We start from the raw sequence: 15,958 nt of genomic DNA on the forward strand, positions 1-15,958 counted from the left end.
GGCGCGCTAGGCGGGCCAGGCAGATCGGCTTCGCCTGCGGGCCTGGCCGGACGTGAAACCACGGACCACCGTCGGGTCAGATCGGTCTGCGATCGAGGGGCAACTCGACGGCGCGTGCGACTGCGGTCACGCCGGCTTGCTGGGAGCCATTCGTCGGCCGGCCGACGCCAGAGCGGTCAGTGCGTCGACGTCACGGGTCAGCTGTTGGTACAGCACAGCAGGTCCCAGCCATCTGCCCAACAGTCTGCGGAGTGCCACCGGGTCAGATTGTCGCTCGGGAGGGTCGAGCAGAACCGATTGCAATGTGCGCACAGCGACTTCGATGAGATCGTCGATCGCAGCGTGATCAAAGCCGTGAGCTTCCCAGTCGACGTCATATCGTCGAAACATCTCTCGTCCGAGGCTAATTGCGGCGCCGGCGGTAGACGGGGCCGACGCGCCACCGGGTAGCCGGGTCACCATGACGCGCGCCATCAGCGGGTCGCCGGCGAACTCCTCGGCGGTGAATGCCACCCCTTCGACGAGGGCCGCGGCCGGATTCGTCCAGCCACGCAGGTGGTTGGCCAGACGATCGAGAAAGCCGTTGGCAGCCCGCATTTGGCTGCCGATGAGTAGCGCTTCGGCGCTGGGAAAATAGCGGTAGACGGTCTGCCGACTCACTCCCAGAATCCGGGCGAGATCGCTGATGCGAACGGCGGCCGATCCGCCTTCCGCCACCACGGAGTCAACCGCGTCGAGGATCCTGTTGACCGCCTCCTCGTCGGAGGAGGGCGTTTGACCCGACCACCCATGACTACGCACAGAAAAGACCCATCGTGGCGCTCCAGCCCTCTATGGCGTGACAATCTACGACTGAACGTATGGCGAGCCCCGGCCGCACGTCAAGTGCGACCAGCCGTCCCGAATGGATCAAGATGCTGTCAAACAGACTTGGCAGCGCAAGGCGGAACCCGCTCCCGGCGACAAGCTGCCTAGACGTAACATCTCGCAGAATTCCGTCTTGTCATCTGGCGTCGCGTCTGTTGTGATACCGGGAGGAAGCGCGGAGTTTCCCCTGCAGCGGGAGGACGGCCATGACCACAAGCCAGGCCAGCGACATTCGCTACGACCCGTACGATATGGGGCTTCTCGCCGATCCCTATCCCGTGTTCCGGCGGCTCCGCGAGGAGGCGCCGCTGTACTACAACGAGCAGTACGACTTCTACGCGCTCAGTCGTTTCGACGACGTGAGTCGTGCGCTTGTGGACACCGGCACCTTCAGTTCAGCGCGCGGAATGATCCTCGAAGTGATCAAGGCCAACATCGAGATACCGCCTGGCATCATCGTTTTCGAAGACCCACCGGTTCACGACGTTCACCGAAAGCTGCTCGCGCGGATCTTCACCCCTCGCAAGGTCGCAGAACTCGAGGGCAAAATTCGAGCGTTTTGCGCACAGTGCCTCGATCCCCTCGTCGGCACTGGACGATTCGACTTCATCGCCGATCTCGGCGCCCAGATGCCGATGAGGGTCATCGGGATGCTGGTCGGCATCCCCGAGCAGGACCAGGAGCGCGTCCGGGATCGCTCGAATGCGTCGTTGCTCACCGAGGCCGGCCAGCCCATGACCCTGGCCAAGGGCATCAACCCCGACGAGGCCTACGACGAGCTATTCGCCGCCTATCTCGACTGGCGCGTCGAACACCCCTCCGACGACATCATGACCGAGCTCCTCAACGTCGAATTCGATGACGAGACTGGGGTTCGCCGACGGCTGACCCGCGAGGAAATCCTGCTCTATATCGGGCTCATCGCCGCCGCGGGCAACGAGACGACGACCCGGCTCCTCGGCTGGGCGGGAAAAGTTCTTGCCGACCATCCCGGCCAGCGGCGCGAAATCGCGGCTGATCCTCACTTGATTCCGCAGGCGATAGAGGAGCTGCTGCGCTACGAACCTCCCGTACCGCACCTGGCCCGCTACGTCACTCGCGACACTGACTGGTACGGCCACACGGTGCCCGAGGGCAGCGTCATGATGCCGCTGATCGCCTCGGCCTGCCGTGACCATCGCCAATTCCCGCCCGACGGCGACCTCTTCGACATCCATCGCCAGCCGCGTCAGCATCTGGCATTCAGCGTGGGAGCCCACTTCTGCCTTGGAGCCGCGCTGGCCAGGCTGGAGGGACGGGTGGCGCTCGAGGAAATCCTCAAGCGCTTCCCCGAATGGAACATCGACACCGACAACGCGCGCCTATCGTCCGCCTCGGCCGTCCGCGGCTGGGAATCGATGCCGGCGTTCGTCTCATAGCCGGTGGGCGATCGAATTCGCAGATCGTCGCGAACCGCGGTCAACGAGGACCGAGTCCTCGCGTCAGCGTGTCGATAAGCCCGTCGTACCGGTCGAGCGTTTCGCTCACGGGTGTTGTCGCGCTGAGTATTCGATAAAGGATTGCTCCGATCAGCGCGTCGGCGACAGCCTCGACGTCGGCGCCGGCCTGAATCTGACCCTGAGAGATCCCTTTTCGCAACCGGTCCTGCACCGCGTGGTGGATGCGACCGGTGAGTTGCCGGTAGAGGCTGTCTCGGTCGTCGAGATTTTCGGCAGCCGCCGCGGCGAGTGCTCGGATGAGCGCGGCATTTTCCGACGCGGCTGTGCGTGCGGCGTATTCGCGCATCCACGTTCGTAGATCTTCGACGCAATCGCCGGTGTCGGGGAGCGCGAAGTCAGCCGGGGGGTACTGCTGCATGACGGCTTCGGCCACCAAGGGTGCTTTCGACGGCCAGCGCCGATACACCGTCTGCATGCCGACCCCCGCCGCTGCGGCCACCTTGTCCATCGATATCCCGGCGTAGCCGACGTCAACGAGCAGCGAGCGCGTCGCCGCCAGGATCGCCTCGTGCGCGGCGGCGCTTCGCGGTCGGCCTCGGCGAGGTTGGCTCACCACACGACCCTAAGCCCGCCGCCCTTTACACCGGCGGCACCGTGTGACACTATTTACGAGAATAATATTCTCGAAATTCGATCGCTTCGACTGCCCGGTGGAGGTGCCGATGCGTGACGTGTGCGTCGTCACCGGGGGCGCGGGAGGCATGGGGCTCGCAGCCGCGAAACTCCTGGGACGAGACCACTCGATCGTGCTCTGCGATGTCAGTCGCGACGGTCTCGACGCGGCGGCGAAGGAACTGGAAGCCAGTGGCGTCGAGTGCAAGACCTCCGTCGTCGACATCACCGATGACCAGTCCGTCGCCGAGTTGGTCAGCCAGGCAATGGGATTCGGCGTCGTCAGATCGGTCGTTCACGCCGCGGGCGTGAGCCCCAGCATGGGTTCGGCGGAATTCATCGTGCGCATCAACGCCCTGGGCACGCTCAACGTGAACGAGGCGTTCTACCCGACCGTCGAGGACGGATTCGCGATCGTCAACGTCGCGTCGGTTGCGGCGCACATGTTTCCCCGGGTCATGGTCCCCCGCCGTCATTTCAAGCACGCGCAACGCGACGCCGATGTCTTCATGAAGAAGATGACCTCCGCCTGCAATATCGCCCCGGCCGCCATGCGGCCGGGGTTCGCCTATTCGATCAGCAAGAATTTCGTTAGTGGTACTGCTCCTCGCAGGCCGCCAGGTTCGGCCGTCGCGGTGGACGAATCGTCTCGGTGTCGCCGGGCACCATCGACACCGCCATGGGCAGGCTCGAGGAACGAACCGGCTCGGGAGCGCTCGCCGAGCGGTCCGCGCTGCGGCGCATCGGCGAGCCAAGGGAGGTTGCCGAACTGCTGGCGTTCTGCGCAAGCGACAGAGCCAGCTATCTCACCGGCATCGACATCGTCTGCGACGGTGGCGTTCTGGCAGCCTTGACACCGAGAGCCAAACTCGCCACAGCCCGTCAAGCCCTCGCAACCCTCTTCGGCCCGACGAGGAGCGGAAACCGTTGACCGACATCAAGATTCGGCGTCGACAGAACCGACCCGTGCACGCGGCCGCCGGGATCTGCGCCGGGTTGGCACACTTCCTGGCCCCGAGCGTGTTCGAGCCGTTCAACCGCCTCGCATTTCCCCGGCACGCGCGTGCCTTCACCTACATCAACGGTGGCATCGAAACGACGCTCGGAATCCTGGCGGCCCTTCCCCGCACTCGACTACACGCGTACACCCTGGGGGTTTGCTACCTCGCCTACCTCACAACCTGCATCGTCGCGACCCAGGTCCGATCGCGGCGGTTCAGCGGCGCGATCGGATAGGCCAGCATGGCCGCGAAGCAGACCATTCAAGGAGCAGCAGAAGGCGCCCGACTGCTTGGCCATGCCGTGCGGATGAATGTCGCTGCCGCCGTCCGCACCCGCCGCCGCGGCCGCGCCGGGTGGACCGGCGCGGTCAACACCGACTACGACCCGCAAGACCCCGCCACCGCCGCGGACCCGTACGACGCGTACCGCGCCCTGCACCGAAGCGGCCGCGTGCACTACAACCCCCGGCGCGCCACCTTCATCGTCAGCCGCCTCGACGACGTGCGGGCGGCGCTGCGCGACACCGACCGGGTCACCAGCACCCAGGGGGTCACGCGCCTGCGCATGTCCGCTCCGCTGGCGGTGCTCACCGACGGTGAGGAACACACCCGGCTGCGCAAACAAGTCCAGCCGGGATTCAGCAAGGGCGCGATGAGGTCCTGGCAGGAGATGACCGAAAAACTGGCCATCGACCTCGTCACCGACGTGATGGACGACCCCGGCTGTGATGTCGTGCAGCGCTTGGCCATACCGATGCCGATACGCCTGATCGCCCAGATCCTCGGAGTGCCCGACTCAGACGCCGGCGACTTCCGCCGCTGGTCCGAACGCGCGGTGGGAGTCATGGAGCTGAGGCCCACTTTCGCGGGTATCGTCGACGCGGCCAAGTCGGCAACGGGGATGGTGGCGTTGTGGCGTTATTTCACAGCGCAATTCGCTGCGGGTGGACTCAAGGGATCGACCACCGTGCTCGGGCGGCTCATCGAGCACAACACCGATGGCAGCCTCACCGACCGTCAGCTTCTGCTCATCGCCATCCACCTGCTGATCGCCGGCAACGAGACCACGACCAACCTGCTCGGCGGAATGTTCGACACGCTGGCCCGACGGCCCGACCAATACGACCTGATTCGCGCCAACCCCGACCTCATCCCCCTGGCCGTGGAGGAACAGCTTCGCTTCACGACGCCGATACAGAACCTGTACCGCTACACCCGCGCGGACTACCGCATCGGCGACGTCACCATCCCCACCGGATCACGCGTGCTGCTGTCCTTCGGCGCGGCCAACCGTGACCCCAGCGCGTTCGACGATCCCGACGAGTATCGCGCCGACCGGGACCCGCGAACGCACGTCGCCTTCGGCTACGGCGCACACATGTGCCTGGGCGCACCGCTGGCCCGCATGGAAGCCCAGGCGGTACTGCGCCAACTCGTCAGCCGCGTCGCCCGAATCACCCCGGCGGGTCCGACACAGTGGTCGCGTCACAGCTCGCTACGCGGACCCACCCGGCTGCCGATCCGCCTCACCCCCGCCTGAGGTGTTGTTGCGCACCAAAACGGCCCCCGGAGTCTCCTCCGGGGGCCGTTTCACTTGGTAGCGGGGACAGGATTCGAACCTGCGACCTCTGGGTTATGAGCCCAGCGAGCTACCGAGCTGCTCCACCCCGCGTTGGTGAATGCCAGGTTACCGAACCCGCATCACGGCGACCAAATCGCGCGGTCACGGGGTTGCCGCGCCGAGATTGCCGCCATGGTCGTGGACAGGGCGCCGACCACAGCCATGACGGCAATCTCGGCGGCAACGGGTCAGTGCGACGGCGCCTTCAGCCCGTAGCGCCGGGCGATGTCGTCCATCCAGTCGGGCGACCCGTACGTCAGCCCGTACTTGTCGGCGAGTTCGCCGAACTCGGGCAACTCGTGCAGGACCTTGCCGACCGGGTCGTCGGCGTGCTCGACGAGCAGCTCGCCGAGCTCGCGGAAATAGTTCTCGAACCCGCCCGGGGTGATGACCTCGATGATGCGGCCCGGCTCGCTGCCGGCGTTCCACATCGCGTGCATCTGACCGCGGGGCTTGGTGATGTAGCCGCCGGGCCCCAGCACCACCTCGCTGTCGTCGGAGCGGAAGCCGATCTCACCGGCCAGCACGATCGAGTGCTCGTCCTCGCGGGTGTGCCGGTGCGCCGCCGTGAGCAGGCCGACCTCGAACGGGTGCTCGACGATCGACACCTCGCCCCCGGTGGTCTTGCTCGTCAGCTTGAACACCGCCCCGAACCCGGGAAGGGCGACGTACTCGCCCTCGCCCGGCCGTACCACGGTGACGCCGATGTCGTCCTGCTCGGTCATGTGACTCATCCTCCCGGTCCCGTCAACCCGCCGCGGCCAGGCCCGCCGCTTCGCTCGGCGGCCACAGCGGCTGCGGAACCTCGACACCGAACGGCTTGCCCCAGCCGTTGCGGGACGAAACCTCGTGCACCGGGCGGCGATTGGCTGCGACGCCCCACTTGCCCAGTGGGTAGCCGAGGGACAGCATGGCCGACATCTCCCAGCCCTCCTCGACGGGCACGCCCAGCATCTCGTTGACCTTGTCCCGGAAATTGTTGAGCACCATCGTCATGACGCCGCCGACGCCCTCGGCCCGGGCCGCGAGCAGAGCGCTCCAGATCGCGGGGTAGATGTTGGCGCCGCCGAGATCGTCGATCGCGAACACGAAGAGCAACAGGGGAACTTCGTCGAAGTGGTCGGCCAGGTAGTTCCCGGACCCCTTGATGCGGCGCATCGTCTCGGCGTGAGCGGTGAGGTCCACGCCGGGCCCCGGCACGACCATCGGTCCCTGACCCACGCTGAACTTCTCGTATTCCAGCGCGCGGGCCTGCCGGAACAGTTCGCCGAACTCGTGGATGAGTTGTGGATCGTCGACGGCGACAAAGTGCCAGCGCTGGGTGTTGCCCCCGTTGGGCGCCCGGACGGCCGCATCGAGGATGCGGGCCTGCACGTCGCGCGGGATCGGGTCCGGCCGCAGCCGGCGCATCATCCTGGTGGTGTAGAGCGCCTCGTGAATGTCCATCTGTCCGCTCCCTTCATTCCGGCCAGCTGTTGTTGAGGATCTTGTCGACGAAGTCGACCCGCTCGAAGGTGGGATCGAAGTGCGCCAGCACGTCGGCGTTCATGGTGCCGGCGGTGGTGAGCGGGCGGTGCTTCATCCCGTCGTTGAACGCGGCCAAGATGCGCTGCTTGAACTGCGGGCGCGGGTGGGCGGCGGTCACCGCGGCGAGGGCGTCGGGGGCCAGGTCGTCGCGGCCGATGCCGACCACGTCGACCTCGACACCGGCCTGGAGCAAAGCGACCTCGGGGTCCAGGAACTCGGGCACGCCGGGTGTGGTGTGCAACGCGATCCCGAGCCACACCTTGGCGGCGTCGGCCTCGTCCACACCATGCGCCGTCAGGAAGTCCCGGGCCGCGTTCGCGCCGTCGACCTCGAAGCGCAGCGAGGAGGTGCCGTAGCGCTCGGTGAGCCCGAGGTCGTGGAACATGGCGGCGACGTAGAGCAGCTCCAGGTCGGGCTGCAGCCCCCGGCGCAGGCCCTGCAGCGCGCCGAACAGGAACACCCGCCGCGAGTGGTGGAACAGCAGGTCGTCCTCGGCGTCTCGAATGAAATCGGTGGCCTCGAGCACCAACGCCGAGTCGGGGATGCGGATGCCGGCGATGCTTTCCATTGACTGAGTATTCATGCCGTCAGTCTGCGGCCGCACGGCCGAGGCGACCGTGGGCGTTCGGGCCGTCCTGTCCACAGAAAGCGACACAATGTCTTACGTGGCCGAGACCGGAGCGCATTCGCGGGTGGTGGTGATCGTCGTCTTCGACGACGTGACGATGCTGGACGTGGCGGGGACCGGCGAGGTGTTCGTCGAAGCCAACCGGTTCGGAGCCGACTACCGGCTCAAGATCGCGTCGGTGGACGGCCGGGACGTCACCACGTCGATCGGCAGTCGACTGGGTGTCACCGACCGGATTTCCTCGATCGAATCCGCGGATACCGTTCTGGTCGCCGGCAGCGACCACCTGCCCCGGCGGCCGGTGGATCCCGCGCTCGTCGAGGCCGTCAGGTCGATAGCGACGCGAGCCCGGCGGATGGCATCCATTTGCACGGGGTCGTTCATCCTCGCCCAGGCCGGTCTGCTCAGCGGCCGGCGCGCCACGACGCACTGGAACGAGACCCGGCTGTTGGCCCGGGCCTTTCGCGATGTCACCGTCGATCCCGACGCGATCTTCGTCCGCGACGGCGACGTGTTCACCTCGGCCGGGATCTCGTCCGGCATCGACCTGGCGCTGGCGCTGGTCGAAATGGATTACGGGACCGAACTGGTCCGCAACGTGGCCCGGTGGCTGGTGGTCTACCTCAAACGCGCTGGGGGCCAATCACAGTTCTCGGTGTTGGTGGAGGCCGATCCGCCGCCGCAGTCGCCGCTGCGCGCGGTCATCGACGCGGTCGCGGCCGACCCGGCCGCGAACCACAGCGTGAAATCCCTTGCGGCCCGGGCGTCACTGAGCACCCGCCAGCTGACCCGGCTCTTCCAATCCGAGCTGGGCATGACCCCGGCCCGCTACGTCGAGCTCGTTCGAATCGACTTCGCCCGTGGCGCACTGGAATCCGGCCGGTCCGTCAGCGAGACCGCGGGCATGGCCGGCTTCGGCAGCATCGAGACCTTGCGGCGGGTGTTCGTCAACCACCTGGGCATCAGCCCCAAGGCCTATCGGGACAGGTTCCGAACGGCCTTCGCGTGATGGCTATTTCGTGTGCGCCACATCGGCGAGGGTGCGCAGAATGCCACCCTTTTCGGCGTGTCGGTGTACAGACACGCACGCTCGCGGTCGGCCGAAACGGTCGGCTGGAATGGACGGGGCCTGAGGGCTATTTGGTGTTGTTGTACTTGGTGATCGCGTCGTCCAACCGCTGCAGCGCGGCGCCGTAGCCGGCGAAATCGCCCTTCTTCTGGGCGTCCTTGGCCGCGCCGAGCGCGCTCTGAATCTCTTGCAGCGCGGCGGCTTTGGCCGGGGACAGCGTCACCGACCCGTCCGGCACCGGCGGAAGCGCCGTCGGCGGCGGCGATCCGGGAGGGCTGGCAGGCACGGGCGGAGTCACCGGCGGGGGCGCCTGGGGGTTGCCGGCGTCGGTGGGCTGGATACCCGTCGCGGCCGCGCCCGCGCCGGGACCGAACAGCCCCGTCAGCGCGTCGCGCACCGTCGGGCCGTACCCGATCTTGTCGTTGTACATCATCGCCACCCGGATCAGTCGCGGGTACGACGACGCGGCGTCGCTGGCCCCCGGGGAGGCGTAGACGGGCTCGACGTACAGCAGTCCGCCCTGACCCACCGGCAGCGTGAGCAGGTTGCCCCAGCGGATCCGGTTCTGGTTGTCGCGCCCGATCACGCCGAGGTCCTGCGACACCGCCGGGTCGGTGGTGATGGCGTTGTTGGCCAGCTTGGGCCCGTTGACCTGACCCGGGATGGTCAGCACGGTGATCCTGCCGTAGGTCGCGGGGTCGGAGCTGGCGCTGATGTAGGCGGCCAGGTAGTCGCGCTTGAACCTGTTCATCGCGCTGGTCAGCTGATACGACGACGAATTGTCGTTCTTGGCAATGTTTTTCGCCACGATGTAATACGGCGGCTGATAGCTGCTGGCGGTCGGGTTCGGGTCCAGCGGCACGTCCCAGAAGTCCGAGGTCGAGAAGAACGTCACCGGGTCGTTGACGTGATACTTGGCCAGCAGCATCCGCTGCACCTTGAACAGGTCCTCGGGATAGCGCAGGTGCTCGGCCAGCTCGGGGGTGATGTCGCTCTTCGGCTTCACCGTGCCGGGGAACACCTGCATCCACGCCTTGAGCACCGGGTCCTGCTCGTCCTGCTGGTACAGCGTCACGGTGCCGTCGTAGGCGTCCACCGTGGCCTTCACCGAGTTGCGGATGTAGGAGACCTGCTTGTCGGGGGCCAGCTTGTTGAACGCCACCTCGTTCGAGTCGGCGGTCGCCGACTCCAGGGAGGTGAGCTCGGAGTACGGATAGTTGTCCAACGTGGTGTAGCCGTCGATGATCCACACCAGCCGCTTGTTGACGATCGCCGGGTAGACCGAGCTGTCGGTGGTCAGCCACGGCGCCACCGCCTCCACCCGGCGGGCCGGGTCGCGGTTGAACAGGATCCTGCTGTTGGAACCGATCACGTTGGAGAACAAGAAGTTTCGCTCCGCGAACTTCGCGGCGAACACGCTGCGCGACAGCCAGTCCCCGACTGGAACTCCCCCGAGCCCGGTGTAGGTGTAGTTCTTGGTCTCGGCGCTGGTCTCGTAGTCGTATTCGCGGTCGGCGCCGTTGCGACCGACGATCGCGTAGTCGGCTGAGGTGTTGGCGATGACGGGCCCGTAGTAGATGCGCGGCTGGTCCAGCGGCGCGGGGCCGTCGGACACCACGTTGCCGTTGGCGCCGACGACGTTCACCAGGAACTCGGGATAGCCGCCGTTCTGGTTGGGGTCGTTGGCGACGCCGCGCACCGTGTTCGCCGGCGAGGCGATGAACCCGTTGCCGTGCGTGTAGACGCTGTGCCGGTTGATCCAGTCGCGCTGGTTCTCGATCAGCCGGTCCGGGTTGAGCTCGCGGGCCGCGACGACGTAGTCGCGCAGCGAGCCGTTGCGGTCGAGGTAGCGGTCGATGGACAGCTGGTCGGGGAAGTAGTAGAAGTTCTTGCCCTGCTGGAACTGGGTGAACGCCGGGCTGACGATGGTCGGGTCGAGCAGCCGGATGTTGGAGGTGGTCGCGCGGTCGTCGGCGACCTGCTGGGCGGTGGCCTGCGTGTCACCGGCGTAGGTGCGGTAGGTGACGACGTCCGACGTCAGCCCGTACGCCTGCCGGGTCGCCGCGATGCTGCGGCTGATGTATTCGCTTTCCTTCTGCGCGGCATTGGGTTTGACGCTGATCTGCTCGACGATCAACGGCCACCCGGCCCCCACGATCAGCGACGACAGCAGCAGCAGCACCAGGCCGATGGCCGGAATCCGCAAGTCACGCAGGACGATCGCGGAGAACACCGCGGCGGCGCAGATCAGCGCGATCGCCATCAGGATCAGCTTGGCCGGCAGCACCGCGTTGATGTCGGTGTACCCCGCACCGGTGAAGGGCTTGCCGCCACGGGTGTGCGACAGCAACTCGTAGCGGTCCAGCCAGTACGCGACCGCCTTGAGCAGCACCAGCAGCCCCACCACCGTGACCAGCTGGATGCGCGCCGAGCGGCTCAGCGCGCCGGCGCGGCCGGACAGCCGGATTCCGCCAAAGATGTAGTGCGCCAGCAGGTTCGCAACGAAAGCGAGGAAGACGGCCACGAACAAATAGCTGAGCAGCAGCCGGTAGAACGGCAGGTCGAACGCGTAGAAGCCGAGGTCCTTGCCGAACTGCGGATCCCGGATACCGAAGTCCCCGCCATGCATGAACAGCTGGATGCGCACCCAGTAGCTCTGCGCGATGATGCCGGCCAGCAGGCCGATCGCGACCGGCACCCCGATGCCCACCAACCGCAACCGGGACAGCACGACGGCGCGGTACCGCGCGACCGGATCGTTGTCGTTGCTCGGCACGAACACCGGGCGGGTGCGGTAGGCCACCGCGAGACCGGCGAACACGATGCCGCCCACCAGCAGGCCGGCCACCAGAAAGACCACGAACCGGGTGACCAGGACGGTGCTGAACACTGAGCGGTAGCCGAGTTCGCCGAACCACAGCCAGTCCACGTACGCGTCGATCAGCCGGGGGCCGGCGAGCAGCAAAGCGATCACACCCAGGGCGATCAGGATCAGAATCCGGCTGCGCCGGGTCAGCTTCGGCATCCGTGCGGTGGGCCGCATCCCCACTGGCTACGCTCCCTGCTCGATTGATCGACGGTGACAACTCTACGCATCGCGCGACCCGCCATTTGGCTCGCTCAGCTTCTAACAGCTCGGGGGCTGGCCCCCCGACGTGATCGCATGCAGGGCGTCGACCGCCTGGCTGAGGGTCTCCACCTTCACCAGGCGCAGGCCGGACGGATTGTCCGAGTTCGCCTCGTAGCAGTTCTTGGCCGGCACCAGGAAGACCGTGGCGCCCGCCGCGTGGGCGGCGACCATCTTGTGGGTGATGCCGCCGATCTGGCCGACCTTCCCATCGGCGGAGATGGTGCCGGTCCCCGCGATGAACTTCGACCCGGTGAGGTCACCGGTGGTCAGCTTGTCGACCACCGCCAGGCTGAACATCAGGCCGGCCGACGGCCCCCCGACGTTGGCCAGGTTGAAGTCGACGACGAACGGCGCCCAGGGCGCGGTGAGCACGGCGACACCGAGGAAGCCGTAGTCGCGATCCTTGTTCGCGCCCAGCGTAATCTGGGCCACCCCGGCCGGCTCGTTCTTGCGCCGGTAGTCGATGGTCACCGTCTGGCCCGGCTTGGTGTTCTTGAGCAGCCCGGTGAACTGGTCGACGTCGGCCACCGGGACGCCGTTGACCGCGTCGATGGCGTCGCCGTCCTTCAGCTTGCCCGCGGACGGACCCGGATCGGTGACCTTGGCGACCGTGACCGCGGCCGGGTATTTCAGGTAGCCCAGCGCGGCGTAGGCGGCGCTGTCCTCGGACTCCTTGAAGTCCGCGTTGTTGGCCTTGTCGACCTCGTCCCGTGACTTGCCCGGCGGGTAGATCAGGTCGCGCGGCACCAACTGCTCCTGCCCCGAAAGCCACAGCGTCAGCGCTTCGCCGAGGGTCAGCTGGTCCCGCTGGGAGACCGTCGTCATGTTCAGGTGCCCGGTGGTCGGATGCGTCGCGGTGCCCTCGATCGCCACCACCTGCTTGCCGTCGACCTCGCCGAGCGTGTCGAAGGTGGGTCCCGGGCCCAGCGAGACGAACGGCACCGTCACCACCGCCAGCAACACGCCGAAGACCAGGATCGGCACCAGCGCGACCATCAAGGTCAGAATCCGCCTGTTCACGCCGATTACACTAGACGGAGCCCGTCGGTCCGGTTCAGCCACAAGCTGACCCCGAGACCACCCACCCCATTCCCCCGGTGAGTACCGTTGACGGTATGGCTGACCTGCCTTTCGGCTTCTCCCACGGGGAAGACCCCGACAAACCCGGGAAGAAAGATCCCAATTCGGGCTCCGGCGGCTCCGATCCCTTCGGCGCATTCGGCATGAGCGGCGATTTCGGCATGGGCGACCTCGGGCAGATCTTCACCCAGCTGGGTCAGATGCTTTCCAGCGCGGGCACCGGGATGGCCGGGGGCGGACAGTCGGGCCCGGTCAACTACGAGCTGGCGCGCCGGGTGGCCACGAACTCGATCGGGTTCGTGGCGCCCATCCCGGCCACGACGCACTCGGCGATCGCCGACGCGGTACACCTGGCCGAGACCTGGCTGGACGGCGCCACGGCGCTGCCCGCCGGCACCAGCAAGGCGGTGGGCTGGAGCCCGGCCGACTGGGTCGACAACAGCCTGGATACCTGGAAGCGGTTGTGCGACCCGATGGCACAACAGATTTCGACGGTGTGGGCGTCGTCGCTGCCCGAGGAGGCCAAGAGCATGGCGGGCCCACTGATGGCGATGATGTCGCAGATGGGCGGCATGGCCTTCGGCTCGCAGCTGGGGCAGGCGCTGGGCCGGCTGTCCCGCGAGGTGCTCACCTCCACCGACATCGGATTGCCGTTGGGGCCCAAGGGCGTTGCGGCGATCCTGCCCGACGCCGTGGAGTCGTTCGCGGCCGGGCTCGAGCAGCCCCGCAGCGAGATCCTGACGTTTCTGGCCGCGCGCGAGGCCGCCCACCACCGGTTGTTCAGCCACGTGCCGTGGCTGTCGAGCCAGCTGCTGGGCGCGGTGGAGGCCTACGCGATGGGCATGCAGATCGACATGAGCGGTATCGAGGAGTTGGCCCGCGACTTCAACCCGGCGACGCTGTCGGACCCGGCGGCCATCGAAAACCTTCTGGGGCAAGGCGTTTTCGAGCCCAAGGCCACCCCGGCGCAGACGCAGGCGCTGGAACGCCTCGAGACGCTGCTCGCGCTGATCGAGGGCTGGGTGCAGGTGGTGGTCACCGCGGCCCTGGGCGACCGGATTCCGGGGGCGGCCGCGCTCAGCGAGACGCTGCGCCGCCGCCGCGCCACCGGCGGCCCGGCCGAACAGACCTTCGCGACGCTGGTGGGCCTGGAGCTGAGGCCCCGCAAGATGCGCGAAGCCGCCGCGCTGTGGGAGCGCCTCACCGAGGCCGCCGGCGTGGACGCCCGCGACGCCATCTGGCAACACCCCGACCTGCTGCCCGCCGCCGAGGACCTCGACGAGCCGGCGGGCTTCATCGACCGCGTCATCGGGGGCGACACCAGCGGCATCGACGAGGCGATCGCCAAGCTCGAGGAGAACCCCGAGGATCCGGGCCGCGGCCCTGTGGATAACTGACCGGGGCGCCCACCCCCGGCGTGGCACAGTGCACCGGTGTCACCGGCCACGCTTTCCACCTATGCGCTGGACCCCGCCATGCCGGTACTGCTGCGGCCCGACGGCGCCGTCCAAGTCGGCTGGGATCCCCGCCGTGCCGTGCTGGTGCGGCCACCGGGCGGCCTGCCCGCCGCGGAACTGGCCGCGCTGCTGCGAACCATGCGATCACCCACGCCGCTGGCCGAGCTGCGGCGGCGCGCCGTCGACCGCGGCCTGCGGGACGCAGAGGGCCTGACGGACCTGGTCGACCAGCTGGTCGGCGCGGGCGTGGCGACCGAATGCGGGAAGCCCCGCGGCCGGGCGCCGTCCATCCGGATCCACGGCCGCGGGCCGCTGTCGGAGCTGCTCGCCGAGGCGCTGCGCTGCTCGGGCGCCCGGATCGCCCGCAGCAGCCAGCCGCACGCGGCCGTGTCGGCCGCCGTCGTCGACCTGGTGGTGCTGTCCGATTACTTGGTCGCCGACCCGCGCATGGTCCGCGACCTGCACGCCCGTGGCGTGCCCCACCTGCCGGTGCGGGTCCGCGACGGCGTCGGGCTGGTCGGCCCGCTGGTGATTCCCGGGACGACCAGCTGCCTGGGCTGCGCCGACCTGCATCGGCGGGACCGCGACGCGGCCTGGCCCGCGATCTCCGCGCAGCTGCGGGAGACCGTCGGGGTGGCCGACCGGGCCACGCTGCTGGCGACCGCGGCGCTGGCGCTCAGCCAGGTGAACCGGGTGATCGCCGCCGTGCGCCAACAGGAGGCGATGCCGCCCCAGACGCTGAACGCCACGCTGGAATTCGACCTCAACGCCGGCGCCATCGTCGCGCGGCGCTGGACCCGGCACCCGCTGTGCTCGTGCGGACGGGCCAGCTAGCCGAGCCGGCCCTGATCCGGGACGTTCGACGACACCGACTCGTAGGCGGTCCCCAGCTGTTGCAGGATCTCCGCGGTCAGGGTGCCGTCGTTGCGGTGCTTGTCCAGCGTTTCGATGATCGCCCTGAACAGGGAGTCAGCGGCGTCGTGTTGTGATTGCTTGGCTGCCATGGGGGACAACCTAGGGCGCTTCCCCGTCGGCCGCCCGCGAGCGGGTGTTGCGAAGATCAAGCGCGAGGCGCGTGGAACGTCATGGATGATGGATACGTGGCAGACATCAAACGGGGCCGGGCGGCGCGCAACGCGAAGCTGGCCAGCATCCCGGTCGGCTTCGCCGGCCGGGCGGCGCTCGGCTTCGGCAAACGGCTGACCGGGAAATCGCGGGACGAAGTCCAGGCCGAGCTGATGGAGAAAGCCGCCAACCAGCTGTTCACCGTCTTGGGCGAGCTCAAGGGCGGGGCGATGAAGGTCGGCCAGGCCTTGTCGGTCATGGAGGCCGCCATCCCGGACGAATACGGCGAGCCCTACCGCGAGGCGCTGACCAAGCTGCAAAAGGACGCCCCGCCGCTACCCGCCAACAAGGTGCACCGGGTGCTCGACGCCCAGCTGGGCACCAAGTGGCGCGAACGGTTCA

General features: G+C 67.7%; 14 protein-coding genes, 1 tRNA gene and 2 pseudogenes. 8 read left to right on the plus strand and 9 right to left on the minus strand.

The window, feature by feature from the left end; all coding sequences use genetic code 11:
* Nucleotides 1-126: 126 nt before the first annotated feature.
* The gene (locus A9X03_RS05355) at nt 127-801 is read right to left on the minus strand and encodes a TetR/AcrR family transcriptional regulator (protein ID WP_067785077.1); all 675 of its coding nucleotides are present in this window, start codon (nt 799-801) and stop codon (nt 127-129) included.
* Between the two features lie 272 nt (nt 802-1,073).
* Between A9X03_RS05355 and A9X03_RS05360 the strand changes: the two genes are divergently transcribed.
* The gene (locus tag A9X03_RS05360) at nt 1,074-2,285 is read left to right on the plus strand and encodes a cytochrome P450 (protein ID WP_067785079.1); all 1,212 of its coding nucleotides are present in this window, start codon (nt 1,074-1,076) and stop codon (nt 2,283-2,285) included.
* A 40-nt stretch (nt 2,286-2,325) separates the two neighbouring features.
* On the opposite strand, the gene A9X03_RS05365 is transcribed toward A9X03_RS05360, so the two are convergent.
* Nucleotides 2,326-2,922, minus strand: a complete 597-nt coding sequence (locus A9X03_RS05365; protein WP_255369313.1) for a TetR/AcrR family transcriptional regulator — start codon at nt 2,920-2,922, stop codon at nt 2,326-2,328.
* Nucleotides 2,923-3,028: 106 nt separating this feature from the next.
* On the opposite strand from A9X03_RS05365, the pseudogene A9X03_RS30060 reads away from it, so the two are divergent.
* The 3 genes and pseudogenes from A9X03_RS30060 (at nt 3,029) to A9X03_RS05380 (ending at nt 5,519) form a co-directional block, all read left to right on the plus strand.
* A pseudogene (locus A9X03_RS30060) lies at nt 3,029-3,909 on the plus strand (SDR family oxidoreductase).
* Nucleotides 3,906-4,214, plus strand: coding sequence for a hypothetical protein (locus tag A9X03_RS05375; RefSeq protein ID WP_231968744.1), 309 nt, complete (start codon nt 3,906-3,908; stop codon nt 4,212-4,214). Before A9X03_RS30060 ends, A9X03_RS05375 begins: the two are co-directional and overlap by 4 nt.
* A 72-nt stretch (nt 4,215-4,286) precedes the next feature.
* The gene (locus tag A9X03_RS05380) at nt 4,287-5,519 is read left to right on the plus strand and encodes a cytochrome P450 (protein WP_197499207.1); all 1,233 of its coding nucleotides are present in this window, start codon (nt 4,287-4,289) and stop codon (nt 5,517-5,519) included.
* 55 nt (nt 5,520-5,574) lie between these two features.
* Here A9X03_RS05380 and A9X03_RS05385 read toward each other — a convergent pair.
* From A9X03_RS05385 to A9X03_RS05400, 4 genes are all read right to left on the minus strand, one after another.
* Nucleotides 5,575-5,651: transfer RNA gene (locus tag A9X03_RS05385), tRNA-Met, on the minus strand.
* 137 nt (nt 5,652-5,788) lie between these two features.
* Nucleotides 5,789-6,325, minus strand: coding sequence for a cupin domain-containing protein (locus A9X03_RS05390; protein ID WP_067751308.1), 537 nt, complete (start codon nt 6,323-6,325; stop codon nt 5,789-5,791).
* Between the two features lie 22 nt (nt 6,326-6,347).
* Nucleotides 6,348-7,046 (minus strand): nitroreductase family protein, encoded by a 699-nt coding sequence (locus A9X03_RS05395; RefSeq protein ID WP_067785087.1) that lies wholly within the window; start codon nt 7,044-7,046, stop codon nt 6,348-6,350.
* Between the two features lie 13 nt (nt 7,047-7,059).
* On the minus strand, nt 7,060-7,710 hold the full coding sequence (locus A9X03_RS05400; RefSeq protein ID WP_068260017.1) for an HD domain-containing protein: 651 nt from the start codon (nt 7,708-7,710) through the stop codon (nt 7,060-7,062).
* 73 nt (nt 7,711-7,783) lie between these two features.
* On the opposite strand from A9X03_RS05400, the gene A9X03_RS05405 reads away from it, so the two are divergent.
* Nucleotides 7,784-8,764, plus strand: a complete 981-nt coding sequence (locus tag A9X03_RS05405) for a GlxA family transcriptional regulator (RefSeq protein ID WP_197499208.1) — start codon at nt 7,784-7,786, stop codon at nt 8,762-8,764.
* Nucleotides 8,765-8,891: 127 nt separating this feature from the next.
* On the opposite strand, the gene A9X03_RS05410 is transcribed toward A9X03_RS05405, so the two are convergent.
* Nucleotides 8,892-11,873: a UPF0182 family protein gene (locus tag A9X03_RS05410; RefSeq protein ID WP_068260020.1), complete on the minus strand. Its 2,982-nt coding sequence runs from the start codon at nt 11,871-11,873 to the stop codon at nt 8,892-8,894.
* A gap of 78 nt (nt 11,874-11,951) precedes the next feature.
* Nucleotides 11,952-12,974 carry a PDZ domain-containing protein gene (locus A9X03_RS05415; protein ID WP_067750990.1) on the minus strand — a complete coding sequence of 341 codons (1,023 nt, stop codon included), beginning with the start codon at nt 12,972-12,974 and terminating at the stop codon, nt 11,952-11,954.
* A gap of 77 nt (nt 12,975-13,051) precedes the next feature.
* On the opposite strand from A9X03_RS05415, the gene A9X03_RS05420 reads away from it, so the two are divergent.
* Both A9X03_RS05420 and A9X03_RS05425 read left to right on the plus strand, forming a co-directional pair.
* Nucleotides 13,052-14,431 carry a zinc-dependent metalloprotease gene (locus tag A9X03_RS05420; RefSeq protein ID WP_197499209.1) on the plus strand — a complete coding sequence of 460 codons (1,380 nt, stop codon included), beginning with the start codon at nt 13,052-13,054 and terminating at the stop codon, nt 14,429-14,431.
* A gap of 78 nt (nt 14,432-14,509) precedes the next feature.
* Complete coding sequence (locus A9X03_RS05425) at nt 14,510-15,325, plus strand: TOMM precursor leader peptide-binding protein (RefSeq protein WP_067750997.1); 816 nt, start codon at nt 14,510-14,512, stop codon at nt 15,323-15,325.
* On the opposite strand, the gene A9X03_RS29685 is transcribed toward A9X03_RS05425, so the two are convergent.
* A complete protein-coding gene (locus tag A9X03_RS29685) occupies nt 15,322-15,495 on the minus strand; it encodes a hypothetical protein (protein WP_197499210.1) in 174 nt (57 codons plus the stop codon). The two genes, A9X03_RS05425 and A9X03_RS29685, sit on opposite strands and share 4 nt — an antisense overlap.
* An 81-nt stretch (nt 15,496-15,576) precedes the next feature.
* Here A9X03_RS29685 and A9X03_RS05430 point away from each other — a divergent pair.
* Nucleotides 15,577-15,958, plus strand: a pseudogene (locus A9X03_RS05430) (AarF/ABC1/UbiB kinase family protein); the annotation flags it as partial.

The sequence above is a fragment of the Mycobacterium sp. E1715 genome, assembly GCF_001667625.1.
Lineage (GTDB): Bacteria > Actinomycetota > Actinomycetes > Mycobacteriales > Mycobacteriaceae > Mycobacterium.

Bases quoted from the DNA above. Each gene is read 5' to 3' on its own strand.
- A9X03_RS05380 (WP_197499207.1), top strand. From the start codon at position 4,287: ATGAATGTCGCTGCCGCCGTCCGCACCCGCCGCCGCGGCCGCGCCGGG.
- A9X03_RS05395 (WP_067785087.1), bottom strand. From the start codon at position 7,046: ATGGACATTCACGAGGCGCTCTACACCACCAGGATGATGCGCCGGCTG.
- A9X03_RS29685 (WP_197499210.1), bottom strand. From the start codon at position 15,495: ATGGCAGCCAAGCAATCACAACACGACGCCGCTGACTCCCTGTTCAGG.
- A9X03_RS05400 (WP_068260017.1), bottom strand. From the start codon at position 7,710: ATGAATACTCAGTCAATGGAAAGCATCGCCGGCATCCGCATCCCCGAC.
- A9X03_RS05360 (WP_067785079.1), top strand. From the start codon at position 1,074: ATGACCACAAGCCAGGCCAGCGACATTCGCTACGACCCGTACGATATG.
- A9X03_RS05425 (WP_067750997.1), top strand. From the start codon at position 14,510: ATGCCGGTACTGCTGCGGCCCGACGGCGCCGTCCAAGTCGGCTGGGAT.
- A9X03_RS05405 (WP_197499208.1), top strand. From the start codon at position 7,784: ATGTCTTACGTGGCCGAGACCGGAGCGCATTCGCGGGTGGTGGTGATC.
- A9X03_RS05390 (WP_067751308.1), bottom strand. From the start codon at position 6,325: ATGACCGAGCAGGACGACATCGGCGTCACCGTGGTACGGCCGGGCGAG.